The 21,418-nt window shown below is 48.2% G+C and carries 13 protein-coding genes; 7 read left to right on the forward strand and 6 right to left on the reverse strand.

Annotated features, from left to right (window positions below; genetic code table 11):
• The first annotated feature begins 52 nt into the window (after positions 1 to 52).
• The 6 genes from purD to JXR92_RS03645 all read left to right on the forward strand — a co-directional run bounded on the left by purD (position 53) and on the right by JXR92_RS03645 (position 5,453).
• On the forward strand, positions 53 to 1,327 hold the full coding sequence (purD, locus tag JXR92_RS03620) for a phosphoribosylamine--glycine ligase (RefSeq protein ID WP_131225625.1): 1,275 nt from the start codon (positions 53 to 55) through the stop codon (positions 1,325 to 1,327).
• Positions 1,328 to 2,323, forward strand: coding sequence for a hypothetical protein (locus JXR92_RS03625; RefSeq protein ID WP_206897488.1), 996 nt, complete (start codon positions 1,328 to 1,330; stop codon positions 2,321 to 2,323).
• Complete coding sequence (locus tag JXR92_RS03630; RefSeq protein ID WP_005830979.1) at positions 2,308 to 2,787, forward strand: YqaA family protein; 480 nt, start codon at positions 2,308 to 2,310, stop codon at positions 2,785 to 2,787. The genes JXR92_RS03625 and JXR92_RS03630 overlap by 16 nt, the downstream gene beginning before the upstream one ends.
• A 162-nt stretch (positions 2,788 to 2,949) precedes the next feature.
• Positions 2,950 to 3,636: a tRNA (5-methylaminomethyl-2-thiouridine)(34)-methyltransferase MnmC2 gene (gene mnmC2 / locus JXR92_RS03635; protein WP_138346104.1), complete on the forward strand. Its 687-nt coding sequence runs from the start codon at positions 2,950 to 2,952 to the stop codon at positions 3,634 to 3,636.
• Between the two features lie 70 nt (positions 3,637 to 3,706).
• Positions 3,707 to 4,609 carry a metal ABC transporter solute-binding protein, Zn/Mn family gene (locus JXR92_RS03640; RefSeq protein ID WP_138346106.1) on the forward strand — a complete coding sequence of 301 codons (903 nt, stop codon included), beginning with the start codon at positions 3,707 to 3,709 and terminating at the stop codon, positions 4,607 to 4,609.
• A 34-nt stretch (positions 4,610 to 4,643) separates the two neighbouring features.
• A complete protein-coding gene (locus JXR92_RS03645; protein WP_138346108.1) occupies positions 4,644 to 5,453 on the forward strand; it encodes a metal ABC transporter ATP-binding protein in 810 nt (269 codons plus the stop codon).
• Positions 5,454 to 5,535: 82 nt separating this feature from the next.
• On the opposite strand, the gene JXR92_RS03650 is transcribed toward JXR92_RS03645, so the two are convergent.
• The 6 genes from JXR92_RS03650 to JXR92_RS03675 all read right to left on the reverse strand — a co-directional run bounded on the left by JXR92_RS03650 (position 5,536) and on the right by JXR92_RS03675 (position 18,860).
• On the reverse strand, positions 5,536 to 7,425 hold the full coding sequence (locus JXR92_RS03650; RefSeq protein ID WP_171030460.1) for a hypothetical protein: 1,890 nt from the start codon (positions 7,423 to 7,425) through the stop codon (positions 5,536 to 5,538).
• The gene (locus JXR92_RS03655; RefSeq protein ID WP_138346110.1) at positions 7,415 to 9,943 is read right to left on the reverse strand and encodes a glycoside hydrolase family 9 protein; all 2,529 of its coding nucleotides are present in this window, start codon (positions 9,941 to 9,943) and stop codon (positions 7,415 to 7,417) included. The genes JXR92_RS03650 and JXR92_RS03655 overlap by 11 nt, the downstream gene beginning before the upstream one ends.
• Before the next feature lie 5 nt (positions 9,944 to 9,948).
• Positions 9,949 to 11,193 carry an AGE family epimerase/isomerase gene (locus JXR92_RS03660; protein ID WP_138346112.1) on the reverse strand — a complete coding sequence of 415 codons (1,245 nt, stop codon included), beginning with the start codon at positions 11,191 to 11,193 and terminating at the stop codon, positions 9,949 to 9,951.
• Between the two features lie 202 nt (positions 11,194 to 11,395).
• On the reverse strand, positions 11,396 to 13,075 hold the full coding sequence (locus JXR92_RS03665) for a RagB/SusD family nutrient uptake outer membrane protein (protein ID WP_057253926.1): 1,680 nt from the start codon (positions 13,073 to 13,075) through the stop codon (positions 11,396 to 11,398).
• Between the two features lie 24 nt (positions 13,076 to 13,099).
• A complete protein-coding gene (locus JXR92_RS03670) occupies positions 13,100 to 16,273 on the reverse strand; it encodes a SusC/RagA family TonB-linked outer membrane protein (protein ID WP_226791258.1) in 3,174 nt (1,057 codons plus the stop codon).
• Between the two features lie 211 nt (positions 16,274 to 16,484).
• Complete coding sequence (locus tag JXR92_RS03675) at positions 16,485 to 18,860, reverse strand: glycoside hydrolase family 31 protein (RefSeq protein ID WP_138346115.1); 2,376 nt, start codon at positions 18,858 to 18,860, stop codon at positions 16,485 to 16,487.
• A gap of 256 nt (positions 18,861 to 19,116) precedes the next feature.
• On the opposite strand from JXR92_RS03675, the gene JXR92_RS03680 reads away from it, so the two are divergent.
• Positions 19,117 to 21,390, forward strand: coding sequence for a ligand-binding sensor domain-containing protein (locus tag JXR92_RS03680; RefSeq protein ID WP_226791260.1), 2,274 nt, complete (start codon positions 19,117 to 19,119; stop codon positions 21,388 to 21,390).
• The last annotated feature ends 28 nt before the right edge of the window (positions 21,391 to 21,418 follow it).

Here is a 21,418-nt window from a genome sequence, read left to right on the forward strand (position 1 = left end):
CAATCCCTAAGCACTAATCACTTATAACTTATAACTCATAATTTATAACTCCATGAAAATATTATTATTAGGCTCCGGTGGCCGCGAACACGCTCTGGCATGGAAGATTGCCCAAAGCCCGAAAGTAGAGAAACTATATATTGCTCCCGGCAATGCAGGTACAAGCGAAGCAGGCGAGAATGTGAACCTGAAGGCGACAGACTTTCCCGCACTCAAGGCTTTTGCCCTTGAGAAAGAAATCGACATGATTGTTGTGGGCCCAGAAGACCCGCTGGTACAAGGCATCTTCGACAGTTTCAAGGAAGACCCTGCCACTTGCCATATCGACATCATCGGCCCCACCGCCAAAGGTGCCACACTGGAAGGTAGCAAGGAATTTGCCAAAGGTTTCATGATGCGCCACAACATCCCCACTGCCCGCTACAAGAGCATCACCGCCGACAACTTACAAGAAGGACTCGATTTCCTCGCAACCCTCGAAGCGCCTTACGTACTGAAGGCCGACGGACTCTGTGCAGGCAAGGGCGTGCTGATTCTCCCCACACTGGAAGAAGCTCAGAAAGAGCTGAAGGAAATGCTGGGCGGCATGTTCGGCGATGCCAGCGCCACGGTAGTCATTGAAGAGTTCCTCAGCGGCATCGAGTGTTCCGTATTCGTGATGACAGACGGCCGCCACTATAAGGTATTGCCCGTAGCCAAAGATTACAAGCGTATCGGCGAAGGCGACAAAGGCCTCAACACCGGCGGTATGGGCAGTGTTACTCCCGTACCTTTTGCCGACGAAACATTTATGGAAAAAGTACGCACCCGCATCATCGAACCTACCGTAAACGGGCTGCTGGAAGAAGAAATCGGCTATCAAGGCTTCATCTTCCTGGGACTTATCAACGTGAAGGGCGAACCGATGGTCATTGAATACAACGTCCGCATGGGCGACCCCGAAACCGAAAGTGTGATGCTGCGCATCAAGAGCGACCTGGTAGACCTGCTCGAAGGCGTTGCCCAGGGCGACCTCGACCAGCGTACACTGGAATTCGACCCACGCACAGCCGCTTGCGTCATGCTGGTGAGCGGAGGATATCCGGAAGCCTACGAAAAGGGCAAGGTGATGACCGGATTCGAGAAGGCTGCCGAAACAGACAGCATCCTCTTCCATGCCGGAACAGCCACCAAAGACGGACAGACCGTAACCGCCGGTGGCCGTGTCATCGCCGTCTGCTCCTATGGTGAAACGAAGGAAGAAGCCTTGCAGAAGAGCTACCGCGTGGCCGACATGATAGACTTCGAGAAGAAATATTTCAGAAGAGATATAGGATTTGATTTATAAATGAGAACGAAGAGATTCCAGAACCGGATAACGGCAGGGCGGTTCACACTACCCGCCGCTATCTTGATTTCAGTATCCTGCTGGATACTGACTGCCGTTCTGTTGCCCGAGACGGAGACACAGCAAAGCGGATATTCCCTTTGGGAAACATTCTGCGACTTCTGCATCCCCACCTGGGCAAACCGTCTCTTCAGCTTTATTCTGTATGCCGTCATCGGGTATTTCCTGATACAGCTCAACAATACGTTCGCCATCATCCGGATGCGGGCATCGGTACAGACTTCTGTCTACTTCCTGCTGATATCCGTCTGCCCCGGCCTGCACATGCTGTATGCGGGAGACTTGGCATCCGCCTCCTTCCTGGTGGCACTGTTTTTCCTCTTCAGGAGCTACCAGCAGGCACGGCCCACGGGCAGTCTCTTCCACGCCTTTGTCTTCATCGGACTGGGCAGCCTGCTTTTTCCGCAGCTCATGCTGTTTGTCCCTATCTTCTGGATAGGCGCCTACAACTTCCAGTCTCTCCAACCCAAAAGTTTCTTTGCTTCCTTGGTAGGATGGAGCGTACCCTACTGGCTGTTGCTGGGACACGCCCTCTACTACGGGCAAATGGAACTCTTCTGCCAGCCCTTCCGCGAGCTGGTGACCTTCGCTCCCATCCGGTTCGACTATCAGCCGTGGAAACTCGCCACCCTTGGGTATCTCCTTGTTCTGTTCATCGTCAGCGCGGCACACTGTCTCATTGCCGGCTATGAAGACAAGATACGCACCCGGAGCTATCTACACTTCCTCATCCTGCTGAATTTCTGCATCTTTGTCTATATCGGACTGCAACCGGCATTGAGTGTCCACCTGATGTCCTTCCTGCTCATCGGTGTCAGCATCCTGGCGGGACACTTGTTTGTACTGACAAATAGCCGCAGTTCCAATATATTCTTCATTTGTGCATTTATCGGATTATTCATTCTATTAGGATTCAATATATGGACGCTTTTGTAGATACACTCGTACAGCTGCTGATTGACTGGGGATATGTCGGTCTGTTCATCTCTGCCCTATTGGCAGGAAGCATCATTCCGTTCAGTTCCGAGATAGTGATGGTAGCACTGGTCAAGGTCGGTCTGAGCCCGGCACTGTGCGTACTCTCCGCCACCTTGGGAAATACGCTGGGAGGCATGACGTGCTACTACATGGGACGTCTGGGACGTATAGACTGGATTGAGAAATATTTCAAGGTAAAAAGGGAAAAGATAGAACGGATGCAGCATTTCCTCCAAGGGAAAGGGGCACTGATGGCTTTCTTCGCCTTTCTGCCTTTTGTGGGAGAGGCTATAGCCATTGCACTGGGCTTCATGCGCAGTAATCTGATGCTGACCACCACGTCCATGTTTGCAGGGAAACTGGTGCGCTACATAGCTATGCTGTGGGCACTACAAGGAGCCATTTCGATGATGAATTATTGACATGTAGTGAGTTTGAGCAATAGATGTATAGATACAACGCGTTGGATGTATAGATGCAACGTGCTGGATGTATAGATGCAGCACGCTGGATATATAGGCGCAACAACACGCTGAATCACAGAGAATTAAACTAAATAAAAACATTCAACAAAAGCAGAAGTGATGCAACGAATCATAGAGAAGACGGAAGACGGAAGTGCGACACTGTTTGTACCGGAACTGAATGAACATTATCATTCGGTAAAGGGGGCACGTACAGAGTCACAGCACATCTTCATCGACATGGGACTGAAAGCATCCGCTACTGCCCGCCCGCATATCCTTGAAATCGGTTTCGGCACCGGACTGAATGCCCTGCTTACACTGGAAACTGCCGAAAAGGAAAAGAGACCTGTGCACTATATCGGTATTGAACTCTATCCGCTTGCATGGCCGGAGGTGGATGCGCTAAAATATAGCGACAATCCTCTGTTCGAGGAACTGCATCGGGCTGCGTGGGAAGAAGAAGTTGCCATAACTCCTTATTTCACACTGAGAAAAGTGCAGGCAGATGTCGAAACAATAAACATTGACAGTTTGTTAATGATTAACAAATCTCCGTTTGATGTTGTCTACTTCGATGCCTTTGCACCCGAAAAGCAACCGGGAATGTGGGAGGAAAAAGTCTTCCGGAATATCCATGCCGCCATGAGCACTGATGGCGTGCTGACCACCTACTGCGCCAAAGGAGTAGTACGTCGCATGCTGCAAGCCATAGGATTCAAGGTAGAGCGTCTCCCAGGTCCCCCCGGAGGGAAACGGGAGATACTGAGGGGAAGGAAAGAGGAAGTGATAATGGATAAGGAATAGTTGATAATGAATAGTTGATGCCCCCTGCCACAGCGCAGCCAAATTGTAAATTGTAAATAGTAAATTGTAAATGAAAAAGTTTTGTTTTTTACTCCTCATAGCCACCTTGCTCTTCTCGTGCAAGCAAGGAGGCCAACAGAACAAGAAGAATGACGATAAACCCGTGATTACCGTCACCATCGAGCCGCTGCGGTATTTCACCGAAGCCATTGCCGGCGATGAATTCACCGTCGTCAGCATGGTGCCCAAAGGTTCAAGTCCGGAAACCTACGACCCCACGCCCCAGCAGCTCGTCGACCTCGCGCAAAGTAAGGCCTATTTCCGCATCGGCTACATCGGTTTCGAACAGACATGGACGGAAAAACTGACGGACAATGCTCCCCACCTGCAATTCTTCGACATGTCCGAGAATGTGGAACTTATTCTGGACGAGACCCATGCGCATCACCATAAAGACGGACATGTACACGAAGGCCATACGCACGCCGGTGGTGTGGAACCCCACATCTGGAACTCCACCATCAACGCCCAAATCATTGCCGGGAACATTCTGAATGCACTCTGCACCATAGACAAAGCCAATGAAAACGCCTACATGGAACGTTACAACGCACTCATCCGGCGGATAGAGCATACGGACAGCCTCATCTGCCAGATGCTTTCCAGTCCGAATGCCGACCGTGCCTTCATGATTTATCATCCGGCACTTTCCTACTTTGCCCGCGACTACAACCTGCACCAGATTCCTATCGAAGCCGGTGGAAAGGAACCCTCTCCCACCCATCTGAAGAACCTGATAAACTCCTGCAAGAAGGAGAAGGTACGCATCATCTTTGTACAGCCGGAATTCGACCGCCGCAATGCCGACCTTATCGCCCAGCAGACCGGAACCCGGGTGGTGGCTATCAATCCCCTCTCATACGACTGGAAGGAGGAGATGATGAATACCGCCAGAGCGCTTGTAAAAGAGTAAACGATGATTCTGTCCATTTAACGAAGAAGAAGCTATGCCTGCATCCCCCATTATAGAGATAAAGAACCTCAGCGCCGGATACGATAACCGGACCGTACTGCATGATATAAACCTTATTATCTACGAACGTGATTTTCTGGGCATCATCGGCCCCAACGGCGGTGGAAAGACTACCCTTATCAAATGTATACTGGGACTGCTGAAACCCACTGCCGGGGAGATTCTATACCACTCCTGCCCCCCATCCCCCTCCGAAATTGCCAATTGCCAATTATCAACTGTCAATTGTCAATTATCCATGGGTTACTTGCCCCAATACAGCAGCATCGACCGGAAATTTCCCATCACCGTAGAGGAGGTCATCCTTTCAGGACTCAGCAGCAAGAAGCCGCTGGCTTCACGCTTCACCGCCCGGCACCGCGAGAAAGCCTCTGCCGTGATAGCCCGCATGGGGCTGGAAGGCATGGAGCAGCGTGCCATCGGCGCCCTAAGCGGCGGACAGTTGCAACGTGCCCTCCTGGGCCGTGCCATCATCTCCGACCCGCAGGTGGTGATTCTCGACGAACCCAGCACATACATCGACAAGCGTTTCGAAGCCCGCCTCTACGAACTGCTGGCAGAGATAAACAAGGATTGCGCCATTATTCTCGTCAGCCACGACATCGGCACGGTGTTGCAGCAAGTCAAGTCCATTGCCTGCGTCAACGAAACCCTGGACTACCATCCCGATACCGGCGTTACGGAAGAATGGCTGGAACGCAACTTCAACTGCCCGATAGAGTTGCTGGGGCACGGGACGCTGCCACACAGGATATTGAAAGAACACAAGCATTCTCACGGATGACTGGAAGCAAAGGAGGCCGGCCCATTGTAGAACCGACCTCCCGTTACCCTTCCGAATAACTATCCGACAATCTTCTTACCCGTCATTTATATTGGAAAGCCTTATACGAATGGGGCAGTAATGACAAACGGAAAGAGTTCTTTGGTGTCACCGGACGCCTGCTCTGTACGGGTTCGGCAGGAAGGGGAGCCAGAATATCCCCATTCTCCAGATTTTCCAACCTCGTCACCTCATCATCGGTAACAATACGCACTTCCACCGGTTCATCATTGAAGTTCTCCACCACCAGTGTTTTATTGTCATACACAAACAATCCGACTTTGGAGGGAGCCTCCAAATAGATATCCATATCCCTACTCATAATGCGGCGAATCTCATTCAAGGCTTTTGCCGGAAAATCATATAAATTTCCCATATCATCGGGAATGGTCAATACATATAGATTGCCGGCGGCATAGGGAGCTCTCAACAAAATAGGATACCCCGATACTCCTCCCGTCAACGGACGGCCCGCACTGACTACTTCCCAAGCATCATTCGTATAATACTGAACCTGCGGTATCAATAAATCGCGTCCGGCTTGTCCGTATCGGCCAAAATCATTGACAAGAGCTTTCAAATCGGTACAACGCAATTCCGCTATTTCGGCAATTTTTTCAGGAATGGCTTTCAGCAAGCCGCTTGTAATCACCACATCCCGTCCGCTTTGCAATTGCTTCCTAATGTCGGTCATGAGCTCCGGAGCTTGAGCCGCCTGGGCAGTCAGCAGCACCACTTGTTGGTCTTTCGGAAAAACGGGACGTATATCCATCGGCAAACCTATCATGCCCAGATAATTCTGCAAGAAATCATCACCCGCCACATGAAAAGGCTTGTAGGACTTGATGCCAATGGGGTTACCCAACTTACCTATCAGTTTATCAGTCTGTTTCAATACAACATCCGCAATGCGTGCCATGGTGGTAGGCTCTATGGAAGTTCCGTCCTTCTGCCGGATAGGGGCAGTCATCTCATCATAATTAAAGCTGGTGCCCATGCCCTGCCAAGGGGTACGGAACCTGGGAGACAACTTCACGCCCAGAAGCTGGTTATAGGCAAAGAGAATGATTTCGGGAGCCTTGGCAAGCATGGTCAGATGCAGCTGCTCAGCATAGCGGTCCATGCCTAGATTCAGTCCACCGGAGTCCACCCATCCTCCACCGTTGTAGCCCGGACGCAGATTATCGAAATAGCGGATAATATTATAGCTTAGATAATTCTGCAGATGCTGGTTGCCGGCAGGGTCCCTTGTTTCGGTACCCGTCCAGACACCGTCAAAGAGTTGGGGACCTTCCTCCAGATTAAAGCCCAAACCTTGGAAATGGTCGTACCAGTTGGGATACTTGATGATTACCTTTACACGAGGATTCACCTTCTTGGCAGGTTTCAGCACAAGGTCGCGCCCGGCTTCAGTCATCAGCTTCAAACGGTATTCCGTCCAGCTCTGCGCACCTTTGGCTTTTATCTCTATGTCCGACTTGCAACTGGTGAAGAAAAAGTCATCCAGAATAAACTCGTCAAAGTGCTTTGCCGTATGTTCTGCAATCTTTCGCACCATCTCACGATGCTCGGGATTGGAATAGCAGAACGTCTCGAAACTGTTTGCCTCGTTGATGGTGTAGGTAATTCCTCCGGCAGTCTCTATTCCCCGGTCATGGAAAAATTTCTTAGCTTGCTCCAGGGTGGCGTCATCCACAATCAGTAAATCACGATGTGTTTCCAGATAAATCTTGTCCACTTCCAACTGTTGTGAAATCACATTCCAAGTCGAATCCAGCCAATGGATGTCCTTCATCTTGTCTACCTCGTAGGCACGTACATAGACCGATACCTTAAAATTGTCATAAGCTTTTGCCTGCATGGCCATAGTGCAGACCATGCAGAGCAGAAAAGCTACAATTACAAACTTATCTACCTTTATTTTACTGTTCATTACCATTCAATATTTTCTGAGATGCCAATACCATATACATAAACCACGTAGCATGTCCGCCCAAACAGTATTCACCTTCCTGCCATAAGAACGGGAAATGAAGTAATTCGGGCAAGTCGGGACGAATCAGATTTGTACCCGGAGACACTCCACCCGGAATATAAGACCAGTCGGCACGGTTGACACCATAGGCAGCTTTCATCGTTTCGGCACCGACTCCCGTTACAAACGCTGCCTGATTACGTCCCGGATGCATACCGAGCAGGTATTGGACAGCATTGAAAATATAGTCCGGTGCAAACAAGTCAGGATAGGCAGCATGCAGGTAACAGTAATTGTAGCCCAGATGCTGGGGTTCCCATGAACCGGAAGAACGGTTACCTCTGTCATGCGGCACCCCATACGGAGTTTTACTGCTATACTCCTGATACATAGCCTGCAACTCCGGCAGTGCTTTGCGAACAGCCTTGCTGAAACGTGCATTTCCCACAGCTTTGTCGAAACGTCCGATGAACCAACCCGTCTGACGGATATTCTTGCAGATGAAATCCTGCTGCTGCAAAACGAAATCACGGTACTCCACTTCCTTTGTCGCCAAATAAAGTTCTACGGCAGCATGTACCTTGGCTGTCAGCACCCGGTTGTTGTCGCAGCGGGTAATCCTGAACAATTCACGGGCTATCTCCAGACAATCCGCTCTCAATGCATCGTTATGTCCCTTCAAGACACGTGAAATACCTGCCAGCCAGGCAGCCACCTGAAGTTCCCTACCAGGGTTGTCCTCCGTAAACACCCAGCGGTCGTCGGCAGTCCCACTGACATGGTCTGTATGGGCCGACGCATCACCCAAGTGTGCATACTGGCGTACGGTAGGACACAGAATCCCTCTGTAGAGACGCCCCAGAGCCTTCCAACCCGCCACTATCGTCAAAGCACCGTTTTCCACCTGCTGCAACAAGTCATTCTTTCCATCCGGCTGGTGAATCTCGACTATCTTCTTTTCAAAATCTATGGAAGTCTCGTCCCAATAGGCACCAAAGTTCTCACAAGCCATGGCAAGTATATAGGCCTCGCCTGCCTGGGATTCCACACGCAAGTCATAGTCCCCTGCATCGTGCCATCCACCCACATTCAGCCCTGGAACCAAATCACCCGGCTGGTACTTACAAAGAGTAGAGGTTCCCTGAGTATATCCGTCTATATGGTTGATATCGGTTTTGGCCATACGTGCATCGTCATGATGACAGAAGTCATGCCATACACGGTATTTTTCGTTCACACGCATGTGGCACATCTGTACCGGCAAGAAGTATTCCACCTCTGCCTGCCAGATACCCTTGTCCCACACATCTTTGGCAATGCGGAACACCGGAGAAGCAGCATCGCCGTACATTACCTGATAGAGCCCTTCTTCCGTCACTTCCGTGAAGTCGAACTGCAGATAGTGGTAGCGTTGGAAATCTCCCCAATCCTTGGCAGCCTGCTGCTTTACCAGTTTCCTGCCATCGGCAGCAATGCGATAAAGGGCAGGTTGCTTGAAGTCTGTATCCCGTTTATCCAACTCTATGACAGCCACTTTCTTCTGTCCAGGATGGTAACCTACTTGAGAGGCTTGCACCACCGGTGCATAACGCCAGTCTTTAGTGACTGTCGGACGGATTATCCATTTCACCGCACCTTCCTTTGTCCCTGCCGGGAACTCCGAACGGAGCACAAACCAACCGTTGTTATGATTTATCCTTCCATCATACAGCAACAAGTCTCCTTTCTCACTTTCAATCGTAATCTTTGCCAAATCATCCTGAGGATTGAGTACAAACTTTTTCCCTGCGGCCAAAGGAGCAGAGACGATATCATCGGCAATCATCGGGTTATAAGTCTTTCTATCCAACAGCAACTGGTCCAAATCAGCTTTCCCGTCAGGATTGAAATCTCCGATATACTCCATATTGGAAGACTGTTTCATGGTGGGCCCCATCGCCTGGTGGGGAAAGACTCCCGTCCGGTTGTCCATAATCCACGGCTTGCCCAGCAAAGTGGAAGGTACCAATTCCAGATTAAAGCCCAACTTGCCGGCAAACCGCTCGGGCACTGGTTGGTCTAAATCAACGGTCAATACCAGATAATCCTTCTCGCCTTTGACCTTAATGGTATAGCCAAAAACAAAATCCGGATAAAGCATCGGATTAAAGCCTGCCATGTGTTTGGCCGAATCCGGATAACTCAATGTGACACGGATTTCATTGTCAGCCTCATCCACCACCCGGCTTCTCATCTTGGGCAATCCCTGCCACTGCCCTTGCGAGATTTCAAAGCGCACATCTCCATTGGCAGCCCTGCGGTCTCCATTCAAAACAAGGGTCAGTCCTCCCTGGTGTCCTTCAGGGTAGACGTCACTGAACACCATCACATTGGCCCCGCCATTCTCAAAATATCCCGATGGATTGATTCTGAAATCCTGGGCGTGCAGCCCCATACAAAGCATCAGTGATGCTGCACCTGCTATAAATTTCTTCATAAATACTATTTTAAACGATTATGTATTTCTACTCCCAAGCGTACCGTATGATACGGGCAACGCCACATACTCACTTTGGGAGTATCCTTCTTGGGTTCTCCATCAAAACAATCACTGTACCATTCACCGTATTCCCGGTCTATCATACAGTCCTTTACGAAAGTCCAAACCGTATCGGCCGATTGCAGATAAACGTCATTCCCGCTGATTTGCCAGGCATTGACACAAGCTATCATCGTTTCAATCTGGCCCCACCATGAGGCATGCCCGGTTGTTCTTCCGCCCTTCTTTTCATACATCATATACCCTTTGTCACTCAGTCCTTCCGCCAAGCAAGCATCCGTCACATCCAGCGCAAGCCGATTCGCCCTATCCATCAGTTGCCGATCTTCTAACACACGGGCAGCCTCACAAAGCAGCCATCCCGCCTCTACATCATGTCCATAAGAGTCCATCTCAACCAGACTGTTCCATGCATTATCAAAGAACAAATTAAAATGTCTCCTTGAAGAGTCATAAATGCGGTCCATAAACAACTCGGTGCAGAATTCGAGTCTTTTCCTCAGTCCGTCGTCTTTCCAGCACTGATATAAAAGGGTATAAGCCTCCAGCACGTGCAAATGCGCATTCATAGTCTTGGGTGCATTGTTATCATAATTATCCAGTTGTTTCCAATCTTCAGTAAAAGATTCCACATAACCGTCATATTGCGGTTCGCGGCCTTTCTCCTCCAAGGTATGATATAAACCGACAGCCATATCCAGACTCTCGCTGTTACCCGTTGCCAGATAGTGTTCAGCCAACCCATAGATGGCGTAGGTCATGGCATACGTATATTTGGAAGCATTCAGCACCTCACCGTCAGGATTGACCAGCCAATATACCCCACCATGTTCTTTATCTATAAATGTATCAATGAAGTAGCGTTGCGATTTATCCGCAAGCTTCAGATAAGCCTCATCCTTAAATGTACGGTATGCGGCAGAAAAACTCCACAGAATCCGGGCATTCAGAACCCCTCCTCTCGGAGCATCCACTACCGGAGTACCATTCCGCAATACAGTTCCATAAAAACCGCCGTCGGGAGCCACTGCATAATCCATCCAAAACGGCAACACGCTGTCTCTGACATTCGTGACAATCTCTGTACGCATGCGTGTCTGCATATCTGTCTCCCCTGAATACGACCGGCAGCCTGCCAGACAAGACGCAACCAGCAGTGCTATCCAATAAAACATCTTCCTTTCCATAATTATTCTCTAAAACCATCAAACTTTTCCTTGTATAATTCCCCGTTTATCAGAAACTGGTGTTCGTCGTCTCAAGTACTGGTGTTTGTCATGTCAGACACCGGCTTTCATCACGACAGACGCTGACGTCTATCACAACAACTACTGGTGCCTGACATTTCACTCACAAATATTTTATTATTAAGTGTTTATTTATAATTTATCAATATCCCGGATTCTGGTCAGCCTGATTGATGAGCGGGTTGGTCAGAATCTCATTCGTCGGAATCGGGAAGATTTCCTGATAAGCCTCGTGCTCAAAGAAACGGAATGAGTCACCAGTCTGCAGACAAGCCTCTTGTGAAGAGTTGGCTACTGTCTTCGGATATTCGGCGGCAAACCATTCTTTGCACATACCCATACGACACAAATCATGGTAAAGCGAGAACTCGGCATTGAATTCATGGCGACGCTCTATAATCAGCGCCACCTTCCATACCGGAGAAGTATAGCCTTTGGCTGCTTTATAGCTTGTATAATAGGTCTCTGCATCCGGCACTTCCACCGTCTGGGTATTCAACATGTCGGCGGGTAGGTCAATCATCGTCGCTCCCATCTCCAAATTACCCCAAGCACGGTTACGTATCTGACGTATCATGTTCCATCCGGTAGCGTTGTCACCTGTCTCGAAACAACATTCTGCATAGTCGAGCATGATGCCTGCATAACGCTTCAAAGTCAACGAAATAGGGTTGAATACTTTGTTGTTCTCACCTGGCTTGCATCTCCAGTATTTCAAGGAATAAACAGTAGGCATATTTTCGGAACCTTGGAAAAGACCGTCAAAACCACTTGTCACCCCTACAGTCTGCCCGGTAATGGGATGCGTATCCCCTTTGGCAACAGCAGAGTATTGGCGGCGTTTGTCACCCGGTTCAAAGGAACGTACAAACTCCCAAGAAAGACAGAGAGACCCCCAGCCTCCCCATTCGGGTGCCGCACACATATATCCGTACCACATCATGGCATCTGAAGACGAATCGGCTCCCCAGCCCATATATCCTTGTTCATGATACATCACCTCAAATACAGATTCTTTGGTCCAATGTGTATCCCAGGCATGCAGGTTACCGAAGCAGGGCTCCAATGAATAGGTTCCACTGTCCACTATATCCTTTAGTTCCGTCTTGGCTTTCGTAAAGTCTTTCTTCAACATATACAGCTCGGCCAAATAAGCTTTGCAGAACCCCTTGGTTATACGTCCGTATTCACCATTCATGGGTAACCAGTCCAGATGGTCGCGTCCAAAAGACAAATCTTCCTCGATAGCCGCATAAGTCTCATCCACGGATTCCGGACGTGCCTTTCCTACCGAAGTAGTATAGGTTTCACCGGTAAGCAACATCGGTACCCTTCCGAAAAGTTTCGTCAGGTAAAGGTAGTTATAACCGCGGATGGCACGTGCTTGCGCTTCATAAACGGTCTTGGAATTGCTGTCCGCAAATATAGAGGCATCCGCCGTCTCCAGGCCAGCCAGGAAACGGTTTGCACGGTCCACTGCACGATAACTCATCCGCCATGCAGTCTCTAGGGAACCCTTATCGGGTTTCCAGGCATGACGCTGCCATTCCGCATCCCAACCGGAAGCCTGACAGTCCATCGTAGAATGGTTGGCAGCAAATACCTGAGGCTTGAATCCCCATGTTTCGTCATCACCGGAACCGTGCTGGTCCGTATAAAAGGTATCATAAAGTCCGTTCAATCCGGAAAGGACATTCTCCTCCGTTTTAAACATGAAATCTGCCGGAAGAATATCGTAATGATCCACTTCCAAATAATCGTCACAAGACGTTACGGTGCTTAAGGCCAGCACACCGATCAACAGTTTATATAAGTTTTTCATAATCATATTTTTTATCCGTTAGTATTAGAACTGTACACTCAGACCGAAAGTAACCGACATCGGGAACGGATAACGTCCTCCGTCAAATCCCGAATACAATACATTGGAGTCACCGACTTCCGGATCGCCGAACTTATTGTACGAAGAGATGGTACATACATTGTCGACACTGGCAAATACGCGTGCATTTTCCATTTTCACCGGTTTCAGCACATTCTTCGGGAATGTATATCCTATCTGAATATTTGAAATCTTCAGATAATCCCCCTTCTGGATGTAGGCGTCGGACACACGCATGTTCTTATTATAGTCTGTCTTGGTGATACGCGGATATTTGGCGCCGGTATTCGAAGATGACCATGCATTATTGATATATTCCTTCAGTACATTCTGATAACCGCCGTCGGGTGCATAGACTGAGGTCAAGCGGGCCGAAGAATAAGAAAGGATATCCATACCGGCTACACCGTACAAGTTCATCGAGAAATCAAAGTTTTTCCAGGAAGCGGTAAGGTTCATTCCGTAAGTGAACTTGGGATATCCATTGCCTATAACAGTACGGTCGGCATCGGTAATCTGCCCGTCACCATTCAAATCAACAAACTTATAGTCGCCGGGCTGGGTAGTCTTGTCCTGATATACACCACTTTCAACTCCCTTTTCAACCGCCAGCCTATTCATTTCATCAATTTCGGCCTGGGTTCTGAAAATGCCTTCTACCTTCCAGCCATAGTAGGAACCTACAGGATAGCCGTTCTGTGTAATGGAGTGGTTGTCCCAGTTGTCGCCATCTTGTGCTGAACCTGACTTGCTGAATATCGGATCGCCGACTTCAATAGCCTCGTTCTTCAGGGTAGACCCATTCAGTCTTATGCCGATATTCCAATCGCTGAAGCTCTTGTTCCACGCAGCAGTAAACTCGAAACCTGAGTTACGGATATGTCCCGCGTTAGTATAGACATTGGAGAAACCGGTAGAAGGACGAATCTGGCGATACAGAAGCAGATCCTTTGCGTCACGGATAAAGTAATCGGCAGAGAAAGAAAGCTCATTGTTCATAAAGGCAAAGTCAATACCGATATTTGTCTGCTCATTGGTTTCCCATTTCAGGTTGGTATCAATTTCTTTCTGCTGGGCAATACCGGCACCGTTAATCACACTCGAACCATTAAAGAACCAGTACATTGCATTTGCCGAAGACAACTGTGCTATGGACAAGTTGGTACCATTGCCCGCATTACCGGTCTGTCCCCATCCGGCACGCAACTTCAAGTTACTGAACAGTTCTAAATCCTTAATGAACTTTTCCTCGGAAAGACGCCAAGCTACAGAAGCGGAAGGGAATGTACCATAACGATTGCCGGCACCAAAGTTCGAAGAACCGTCGCGGCGTACCGTTGCAGTCACAATATAGCGGTCGTTCAAAGTATAAGTCAGACGGCCGAAGTAAGAAAGGAATCTTGTCTTCAAATCCAGCCCACCATCCGTTTGTTTAGACGATGGGTCATTGGTCAATGAAATTTTGCGGATGTTGTCTGCCGGGAAATCGTTGGCACTGGAATTCAGCCAGGCACCGTTCGTATCGCTGGTAGAGAAACCGGCCATTGCACTTACGCGGTGATGCTCATTGGACCAGTCATAGTTCAAGAACGCTTCCAGACCGAGTGAAGTGGACTGGCTCTGGTTCAGCGAGAACGAGTCCTTACGGTCTTGAGTTCCAAAGGTTCTATCATTATAGGCTGTATAGCCATTATAACCTTTTGTATAATAATTATAACTGGCAATAGTCTTGAAAGTCAATCCTTTGTACAAATCGAGTTGTAGGAAAGCACTAGCAAGCATACGGTCCCATTTATTAATACTGTCGGCAGTCTTGGCAGCAGCAACCAGATTGTCAGCTCCCTTGTTCACGTCTCCATTGCCTTCTTTCTTGTAATGTCCCCAAGTACCGTCGGGCAACACAATAGGCATGGAATAGAAAACACCGTCCTCTACATAATCCATGGTTGGAATGGCTTGTGCATAGTTTCTCAGGTTGCCTCCTCCCATCTTTTCCGAATGTGCATAGTTCAAGTTCAAGCCTACATGCAGAAAGTCTTTCACTTTGTGAGTGATATTAGCGCGTGCCGTCAAGCGTTTAAAATTCGACTCAATCACGATACCCTGGTTGTTCAAATAACCCAGAGATAAGTTGGCTTGGGTATTTTCGCTGCCTCCCGAAGCAGAAAGGTTATAGTTCTGCTGTAATGCCGTGCGTGACATTTCATCCTGCCAGTCAATGCTGTTCAGTCTGCCTATGTAATCCTCGCCATATGCCAGATTGGTCATGGCAATACCGTCATTCTTGACGGCGGAACGTACAGCACTTGCAAACAAGCCCGCATCAGCCACATCAATCTTATTCGAATTGAACTGGAGGGCATAGTTGGCCGAAAAGTTCACCTTTGCCTTCCCCTTACCACCGTTCTTGGTAGTAATCATAATGACGCCATTGGCACCGCGAGTACCATAGATTGCCGTAGCCGAAGCATCCTTCAGAATTTCGATGGACTCTACATCATTAGGATTCAAGAAATCGATGGAAGTTCCCACCTGCACACCGTCCACTACATAGAGTGGGTCGGCAGAGCCATTCACGGTTGCCACACCGCGGATACGGATGGAGAAACCTCCTTCCGGGTCACCGGAAGAACGGATGACAGATACACCTGCCGCAGCTCCCTGCAAACCTTGTCCCAAGTTCACCGGATTCCGCTTCATCATTTCCTCCGCATTCACGGAAGCCACAGAACCGGTGAGGTCGGATTTCTTCATCGTACCGTAGCCCACAACAACTACCTCATCCAAGGTTTCGGTATCCTCCTTTAAAATAATTTTCAGAGCATTCATATTCCCGGTTACTTTGACCGTTCGCGCCAGATAACCGATGTAACTGGTCTTCAGCGTAGAACCTACGGGACACTGCAAGGAGAAGTTACCGTCCAAATCGGTAATCATACCGTTTGTCGTACCTTCCACAATGACATTGGCACCGATGATGGGCTCGCCTTTCTCATCCACCACTTGGCCCTTCACAGTAACTACACTCTGCTGTACGACAGTGACACCTGCAAACGGCTGTACGCTTGTTGCAAAGAGAGGTCCGGCACATGCCAGCGATACTGACATGATACCCAAATACTTCATCACATTTCTCATAAATACTAAATACTTAGGTTTAACAAATACCCCGGTCATAAGCACATCGGGAAAAAGATATGCGACACAATTTTGTGCCACTATAGAGGCACTGCCGTGCCATTGGGAAGGCACATCTGTGCCACCATAGTAACACAGATTTCGGTAACTATATCCCTTTCTCTTCCATACCGGCAGGGGTGAATTCAATATAGATTTTCAAAGATTAAGTTCAGAAACTCAGGGAAGTGCCTTCAACCTGGTTCAACAGTTGCGGTTTGGCCTTTCCACAATCCACTTTCACAACCTGAATACGGTTGTCGGCAGGTAGACAAACCAATCCTTCCGCCTGCTTCTTGTCAGCACTGTATACCTTCAGGTTCATTTTGCTCCAATCCATCTCAACAGTGGACTGCGCCAACTTCAGATGAGGAAGTACCGAACCGTCACGTACCAGCATGATTATCGGCAGACTGCCTGCTTCAATTTGGTGCCATCCACCTTCGTAGACTTTCTCTGTCTGGTAGTCTATCCATTTTCCTTCGGGAAGGTAAACTGTGCGGCCCGTCATACCGGATTCAAGCAAGGGGGCAACCAGAATCTGCGAACCGAAGAGATACTCGTCATCCACTTTCCATGCTCCCGGATCATCGGGAAATTCTACAAACAAGGCTCTTAGCATCGGTAAGCCCTTTTCTGTACATTCCTTAGCCTGAGCATACACATAAGGCATCAGACGGTACTTCATCTCTGCACTCTTGCGGAAGACATCCTGCACACGCTTGCTGTCGTACAACCACGGCTCTGTCGGAGGTGCCCCATGCGCGCGGGTATGGGAAGTAAGAAAACCGAACGGTATCCAGCGGCAATACAAGTCCTCCGGAGTGGCTTTTACAAAGCCACCCATATCATGGCTCCAAAAGGAGAAACCGGACAAGCCGAAGGACAAGCCTGCACGAAGCGTACCTAGCAGTCCCGTGTTCGTAGTTGCAGCATCACCGCCCCAATGCAATGGATAACGCTGGGAACCGGCCCATGCGGCACGTGCCCACATTATATTCTCGTTGTGCAACTTCTTGGTTATCTCGGACACTGCCATATCATAACGCACCGGATAGAGGTTATGCTCATACCATCCGCTCTTGCCGGAAGCGTAAATACCGTTCAGTGGAGCAGCCTCGCCGAAGTCTACTTTAATGGCACTGACACCGATATTCAGCAATCCCGCCAGTTTGTCCTGATACCACTTTACGGTTTCCGGATTGGAAAAATCGAGCACCACATCTTCGTAGGGAAGTTCACCATTTCCATTTTTCACATACATGTCTTTCTCTATCAGTTCAGAGAAATAACGATTTTTAGGAGTGAAATAAGGCAACTGCCACAAACATACATGGAAACCTTGTGACCTCAAATCCTTCAACATCTGCTGTGGATTCTGGAAACGGTTCTCGGAGAATTTATAGTCACACTGCCAGTCCACATCAAACCAGCCGGTATCGAAATGGATAACATCGCACGGATACTTGTTCTTACGGATATTGGCCGCTACATCATAACCTTCCTTTTCACTGAAATAGGTAATACGGCTCATCCACGTACCGAAAGACCACAAGGGGGGCATGCCCGGCTTTCCTACCAAATCGGTGTACTCGTCCAGAATATCTTTCGGCTCGCCGAAGAAAACGAACAAATCCAGGTTCTCGTCACCCATGAACATTTTGTTCAGCCCAATATAGGTAGCACCAAAATCACAAGTCACGGGAGCGGATGTATGCATAAACATGCCATATCCCCGGTTACTCATAAAGAAAGGAATCGGTTTGTACATCTGGTCCGTCTCAGGCCCTTGTGGGTCTGTAACAAACAAGTTCACCTTCTGTCCGGCCTTGTTCAGCCCAGTGGCAGACTCTCCGCAACCAAAAATCATTTCATCCGCAGTCAAGGTAAATACCGGATTGATGCGGCGGGCATTGTCACTTCCCCGCTTCACAAAACAGAACGGTGTATATTTTACCTGCGTAGAGTCCGCATCACTCAAAGCGGCAGTCTGGCTCAAGATACGTCCGGCTTTATCCTTCAAGACGATTCTCCAGGGATTCTTGTTAATCTGAATGGTTCCATAGTCACTGGAATAGACAATCTTGTCATTCGTCTCGGTAACTTTCCAGCTTCCATCCCTGCCCGGTTCCTTTACCAACATGATGGAAGCGGCAGGTTTAGGTTCCACCGGGGTCGTTAGCATACGGATACGTACCGTACGCGGAGTTACAAAGTCAATCTTGAATTTGAGGTTAGGGTCATTTTCATAGGCAGTGAAAGGAAAATCGAGCATTCTCATTTTCCGGGGCTGTGCACCGTTGGTATTGAAGGCTTGACGGGGCATCAGATGCCCGCGTTTCCAGTTCACCAGCCCTTCACCCGACTTGGCATCGAATGACTCCAGGTGATCTGCAAAAAACAAAGTATTACTCAAGTCACGGAAATCGGTACTCATGTCCAGAGGTTGGTTCATCAGATACGAGGTACCGTCATTGACATGTGGCTGTGCCAACAGATTGCCGCCGGCAAACAACAGCATCGCCACTGCTAAAAGTTCTTTCTTCATACTATTAGGATTTAAATGATCTTGCCTGCAAATGTATTTTTCTTAAAGGAAACACAGATGCCTTAAAAATGTCTTTTAATATCCGGTTTTGTTTCATAGAACCCATATAGGATCATTGGAAACAAAATGCATACTATTTTTCACCAAACGGAGGATATCATCCCACGCGAATACGCAAATCTTCCCTTGCTCGTTCGGAGGATTATATTTAAGTTTGCAGTTACAATATTGTTAATCCTTCTAATAAAGAAAATACATGAAACAACTGCTCCTATTCCTTATATGCAACCTGACCTTTCTCCTTACTGTTCAAGGTAACTCAACGGAAATCCCGCCGGCTGTCATGTTCAAGCAGCTCTCTACAACAGAAGGACTCTCCAACAACAGTATCCGAAGCATCTACAGAGACAATAGGGGATTCCTCTGGGTGGGGACAGAATCAGGACTCAACAAATACGACGGCTACTCCTTCCAGCAGTATTACCAGAACAACTCCAACCTGCCGGACGATGCCATCAGCGAAATTTTCGAAGGACCGGACGACAATGTATGGATAAGGACTTCCAGCGGCTACAGTATCTATAATTATAAGACCGGTAAATTCGACAATGACTATAAACCCATACTCGATGGGCTGCAAATCCCCAGTAAAAACATTCTGAGGATGGGAAAAACCTCCAAGAATGAATTTTGGGCCTACGACTATTCCAAACTTTACATACGAAGCATGGACAACAGCTCCATCAAAGCCTATCCACTGGCAGTTGAAAAGATTTCAAGCCTCTATATAGGTGTCCAGTTCATTTATATAATGTACTCCAACGGTATCCTATACAGTATCAGCAAGCAGACTTCCGAAGTCAAGGAAATAGCCATTCCCGCCATCTATAGACCTTTGCTGGAGAATCATGAGCCACACATTTACATAGACCAAAACGAAAACCTATGGGTATACACCTTCCAAAACAGCCTGCTTTTGCACAAGAACAGTTTTACACAGCAATGGGAGAACATCAGCCTGAACAATAACACTCACATACAGTACAATCGCGTGCAACGCATCCTCGACCTGGGAGACGGCAACGTATGGATACTTACCAGCCATATGGGGTTGTTCGTTTACAACGCCCTGACCAAATCTCTTACCAACTTGGTGCACAATCCATTGAAACCGCACACCATTGCCAGCAACAATCTGAATACCATTTACCGGGACAAAGACGGAACCATATACATAGGGAATTTCAAACACGGTATTTCCTATTATAGCCCCATGTCTCAAATCATACTATGCAACAAATCCCTGGAATATGATGATATCCTAACCTTCTGCGAAGACACAAGCCAGGAATCCATTTACTACGGAACAGACGGTACGGGACTAATCCGACGTTCACTGGTGACCGATTCATACGAAAAGATAGCAACTCCCGCCAATATTGTAGTCGACTTATCCATCGACTCCAAAAACCGCCTATGGATAGGCACCTTCCAGAAAGGACTGCTATGCTACTCGAAAGGGCAAATCAAACAATACACGGTAAGCAACAGCCAGCTTCTCGAAAACAATGTGTATACAGTAGAGGTGGACAAACACGGATACATCTGGATAGGTACCATGAAAGGATATATACAGAGGTTAAATCCGGAAACCGGGCAGTTTGACACCATCTTGTACCGTCCGGGAGAATTCTTTGTCCGTGATATGTACTATGACAAAGACAGCACCCTTTACGTAGCAACCAGAGGAGGACTCATTATTATCGATACGGAAACCCAAGCCTATAATATATACGCCGAAGCCAGCCGTTTCAAGGAGAACAATATGCTCACTGTCTATAAGGACAGCCGGGACCTTCTTTGGATAGGACATCCACACGGACTGAGCATATGGAACCAGAAGAACGACTCCATCTACTTCCTTGACCAGAAAAACGGGCTTGCCGCCAATCTCGTCAGAGCCATCACGGAAGACAACAACAACCAAATGTGGATTGGCACCGGCAACGGCATCTCACGAATCAAAATAACAAACGATACATACACCATCGTGAACTACTCCGTAAGCGACGGACTGATATGCAACGATACCAATGTCCACGCCATCCTCAAACTGCAGAACGGCAATATACTGATAGGTACTCCTCAAGGTTACCAGACTATCATTCCACAAGACATCCTGACCACAAGTTATGATGCCAACATTTACCTTACCGACATTGAATTCAAATCCGGAATGCCCCATCCGGACATCCTGAACGGCAGCTCACTTGAATGTGCACAACATCTTTCCTTCACTGAAAAGGAAAATTCATTCACTCTGTCCTTCTCTGCCCTCGACCTGGTGGAAACGGATAAGATAAAATATGCCTATAAGATTCATTCCAACTGGATTTATGTTGAAAACAACAAAGTAAACCTATCCATGCTGACTGCCGGAAACTATACTTTATCCGTTAAGGCATGCAACTCACAAGGCATATGGAGCCCCAACGTCAAGGAACTGAAAATAAAGATACTCCCTCCTTAGTGGCGCACCTGGTGGGCCTATACCATAT

The sequence above is a fragment of the Bacteroides parvus genome (assembly GCF_017309675.2).
GTDB classification, from domain to species: Bacteria; Bacteroidota; Bacteroidia; order Bacteroidales; family Bacteroidaceae; genus Bacteroides; species Bacteroides uniformis.

Bases quoted from the DNA above. Each gene is read 5' to 3' on its own strand.
- purD (WP_131225625.1), top strand. From the start codon at position 53: ATGAAAATATTATTATTAGGCTCCGGTGGCCGCGAACACGCTCTGGCA.
- JXR92_RS03625 (WP_206897488.1), top strand. From the start codon at position 1,328: ATGAGAACGAAGAGATTCCAGAACCGGATAACGGCAGGGCGGTTCACA.
- JXR92_RS03630 (WP_005830979.1), top strand. From the start codon at position 2,308: ATGGACGCTTTTGTAGATACACTCGTACAGCTGCTGATTGACTGGGGA.
- mnmC2 (WP_138346104.1), top strand. From the start codon at position 2,950: ATGCAACGAATCATAGAGAAGACGGAAGACGGAAGTGCGACACTGTTT.
- JXR92_RS03640 (WP_138346106.1), top strand. From the start codon at position 3,707: ATGAAAAAGTTTTGTTTTTTACTCCTCATAGCCACCTTGCTCTTCTCG.
- JXR92_RS03645 (WP_138346108.1), top strand. From the start codon at position 4,644: ATGCCTGCATCCCCCATTATAGAGATAAAGAACCTCAGCGCCGGATAC.
- JXR92_RS03650 (WP_171030460.1), bottom strand. From the start codon at position 7,425: ATGAACAGTAAAATAAAGGTAGATAAGTTTGTAATTGTAGCTTTTCTG.
- JXR92_RS03655 (WP_138346110.1), bottom strand. From the start codon at position 9,943: ATGAAGAAATTTATAGCAGGTGCAGCATCACTGATGCTTTGTATGGGG.
- JXR92_RS03660 (WP_138346112.1), bottom strand. From the start codon at position 11,193: ATGGAAAGGAAGATGTTTTATTGGATAGCACTGCTGGTTGCGTCTTGT.
- JXR92_RS03665 (WP_057253926.1), bottom strand. From the start codon at position 13,075: ATGAAAAACTTATATAAACTGTTGATCGGTGTGCTGGCCTTAAGCACC.
- JXR92_RS03670 (WP_226791258.1), bottom strand. From the start codon at position 16,273: ATGAGAAATGTGATGAAGTATTTGGGTATCATGTCAGTATCGCTGGCA.
- JXR92_RS03675 (WP_138346115.1), bottom strand. From the start codon at position 18,860: ATGAAGAAAGAACTTTTAGCAGTGGCGATGCTGTTGTTTGCCGGCGGC.
- JXR92_RS03680 (WP_226791260.1), top strand. From the start codon at position 19,117: ATGAAACAACTGCTCCTATTCCTTATATGCAACCTGACCTTTCTCCTT.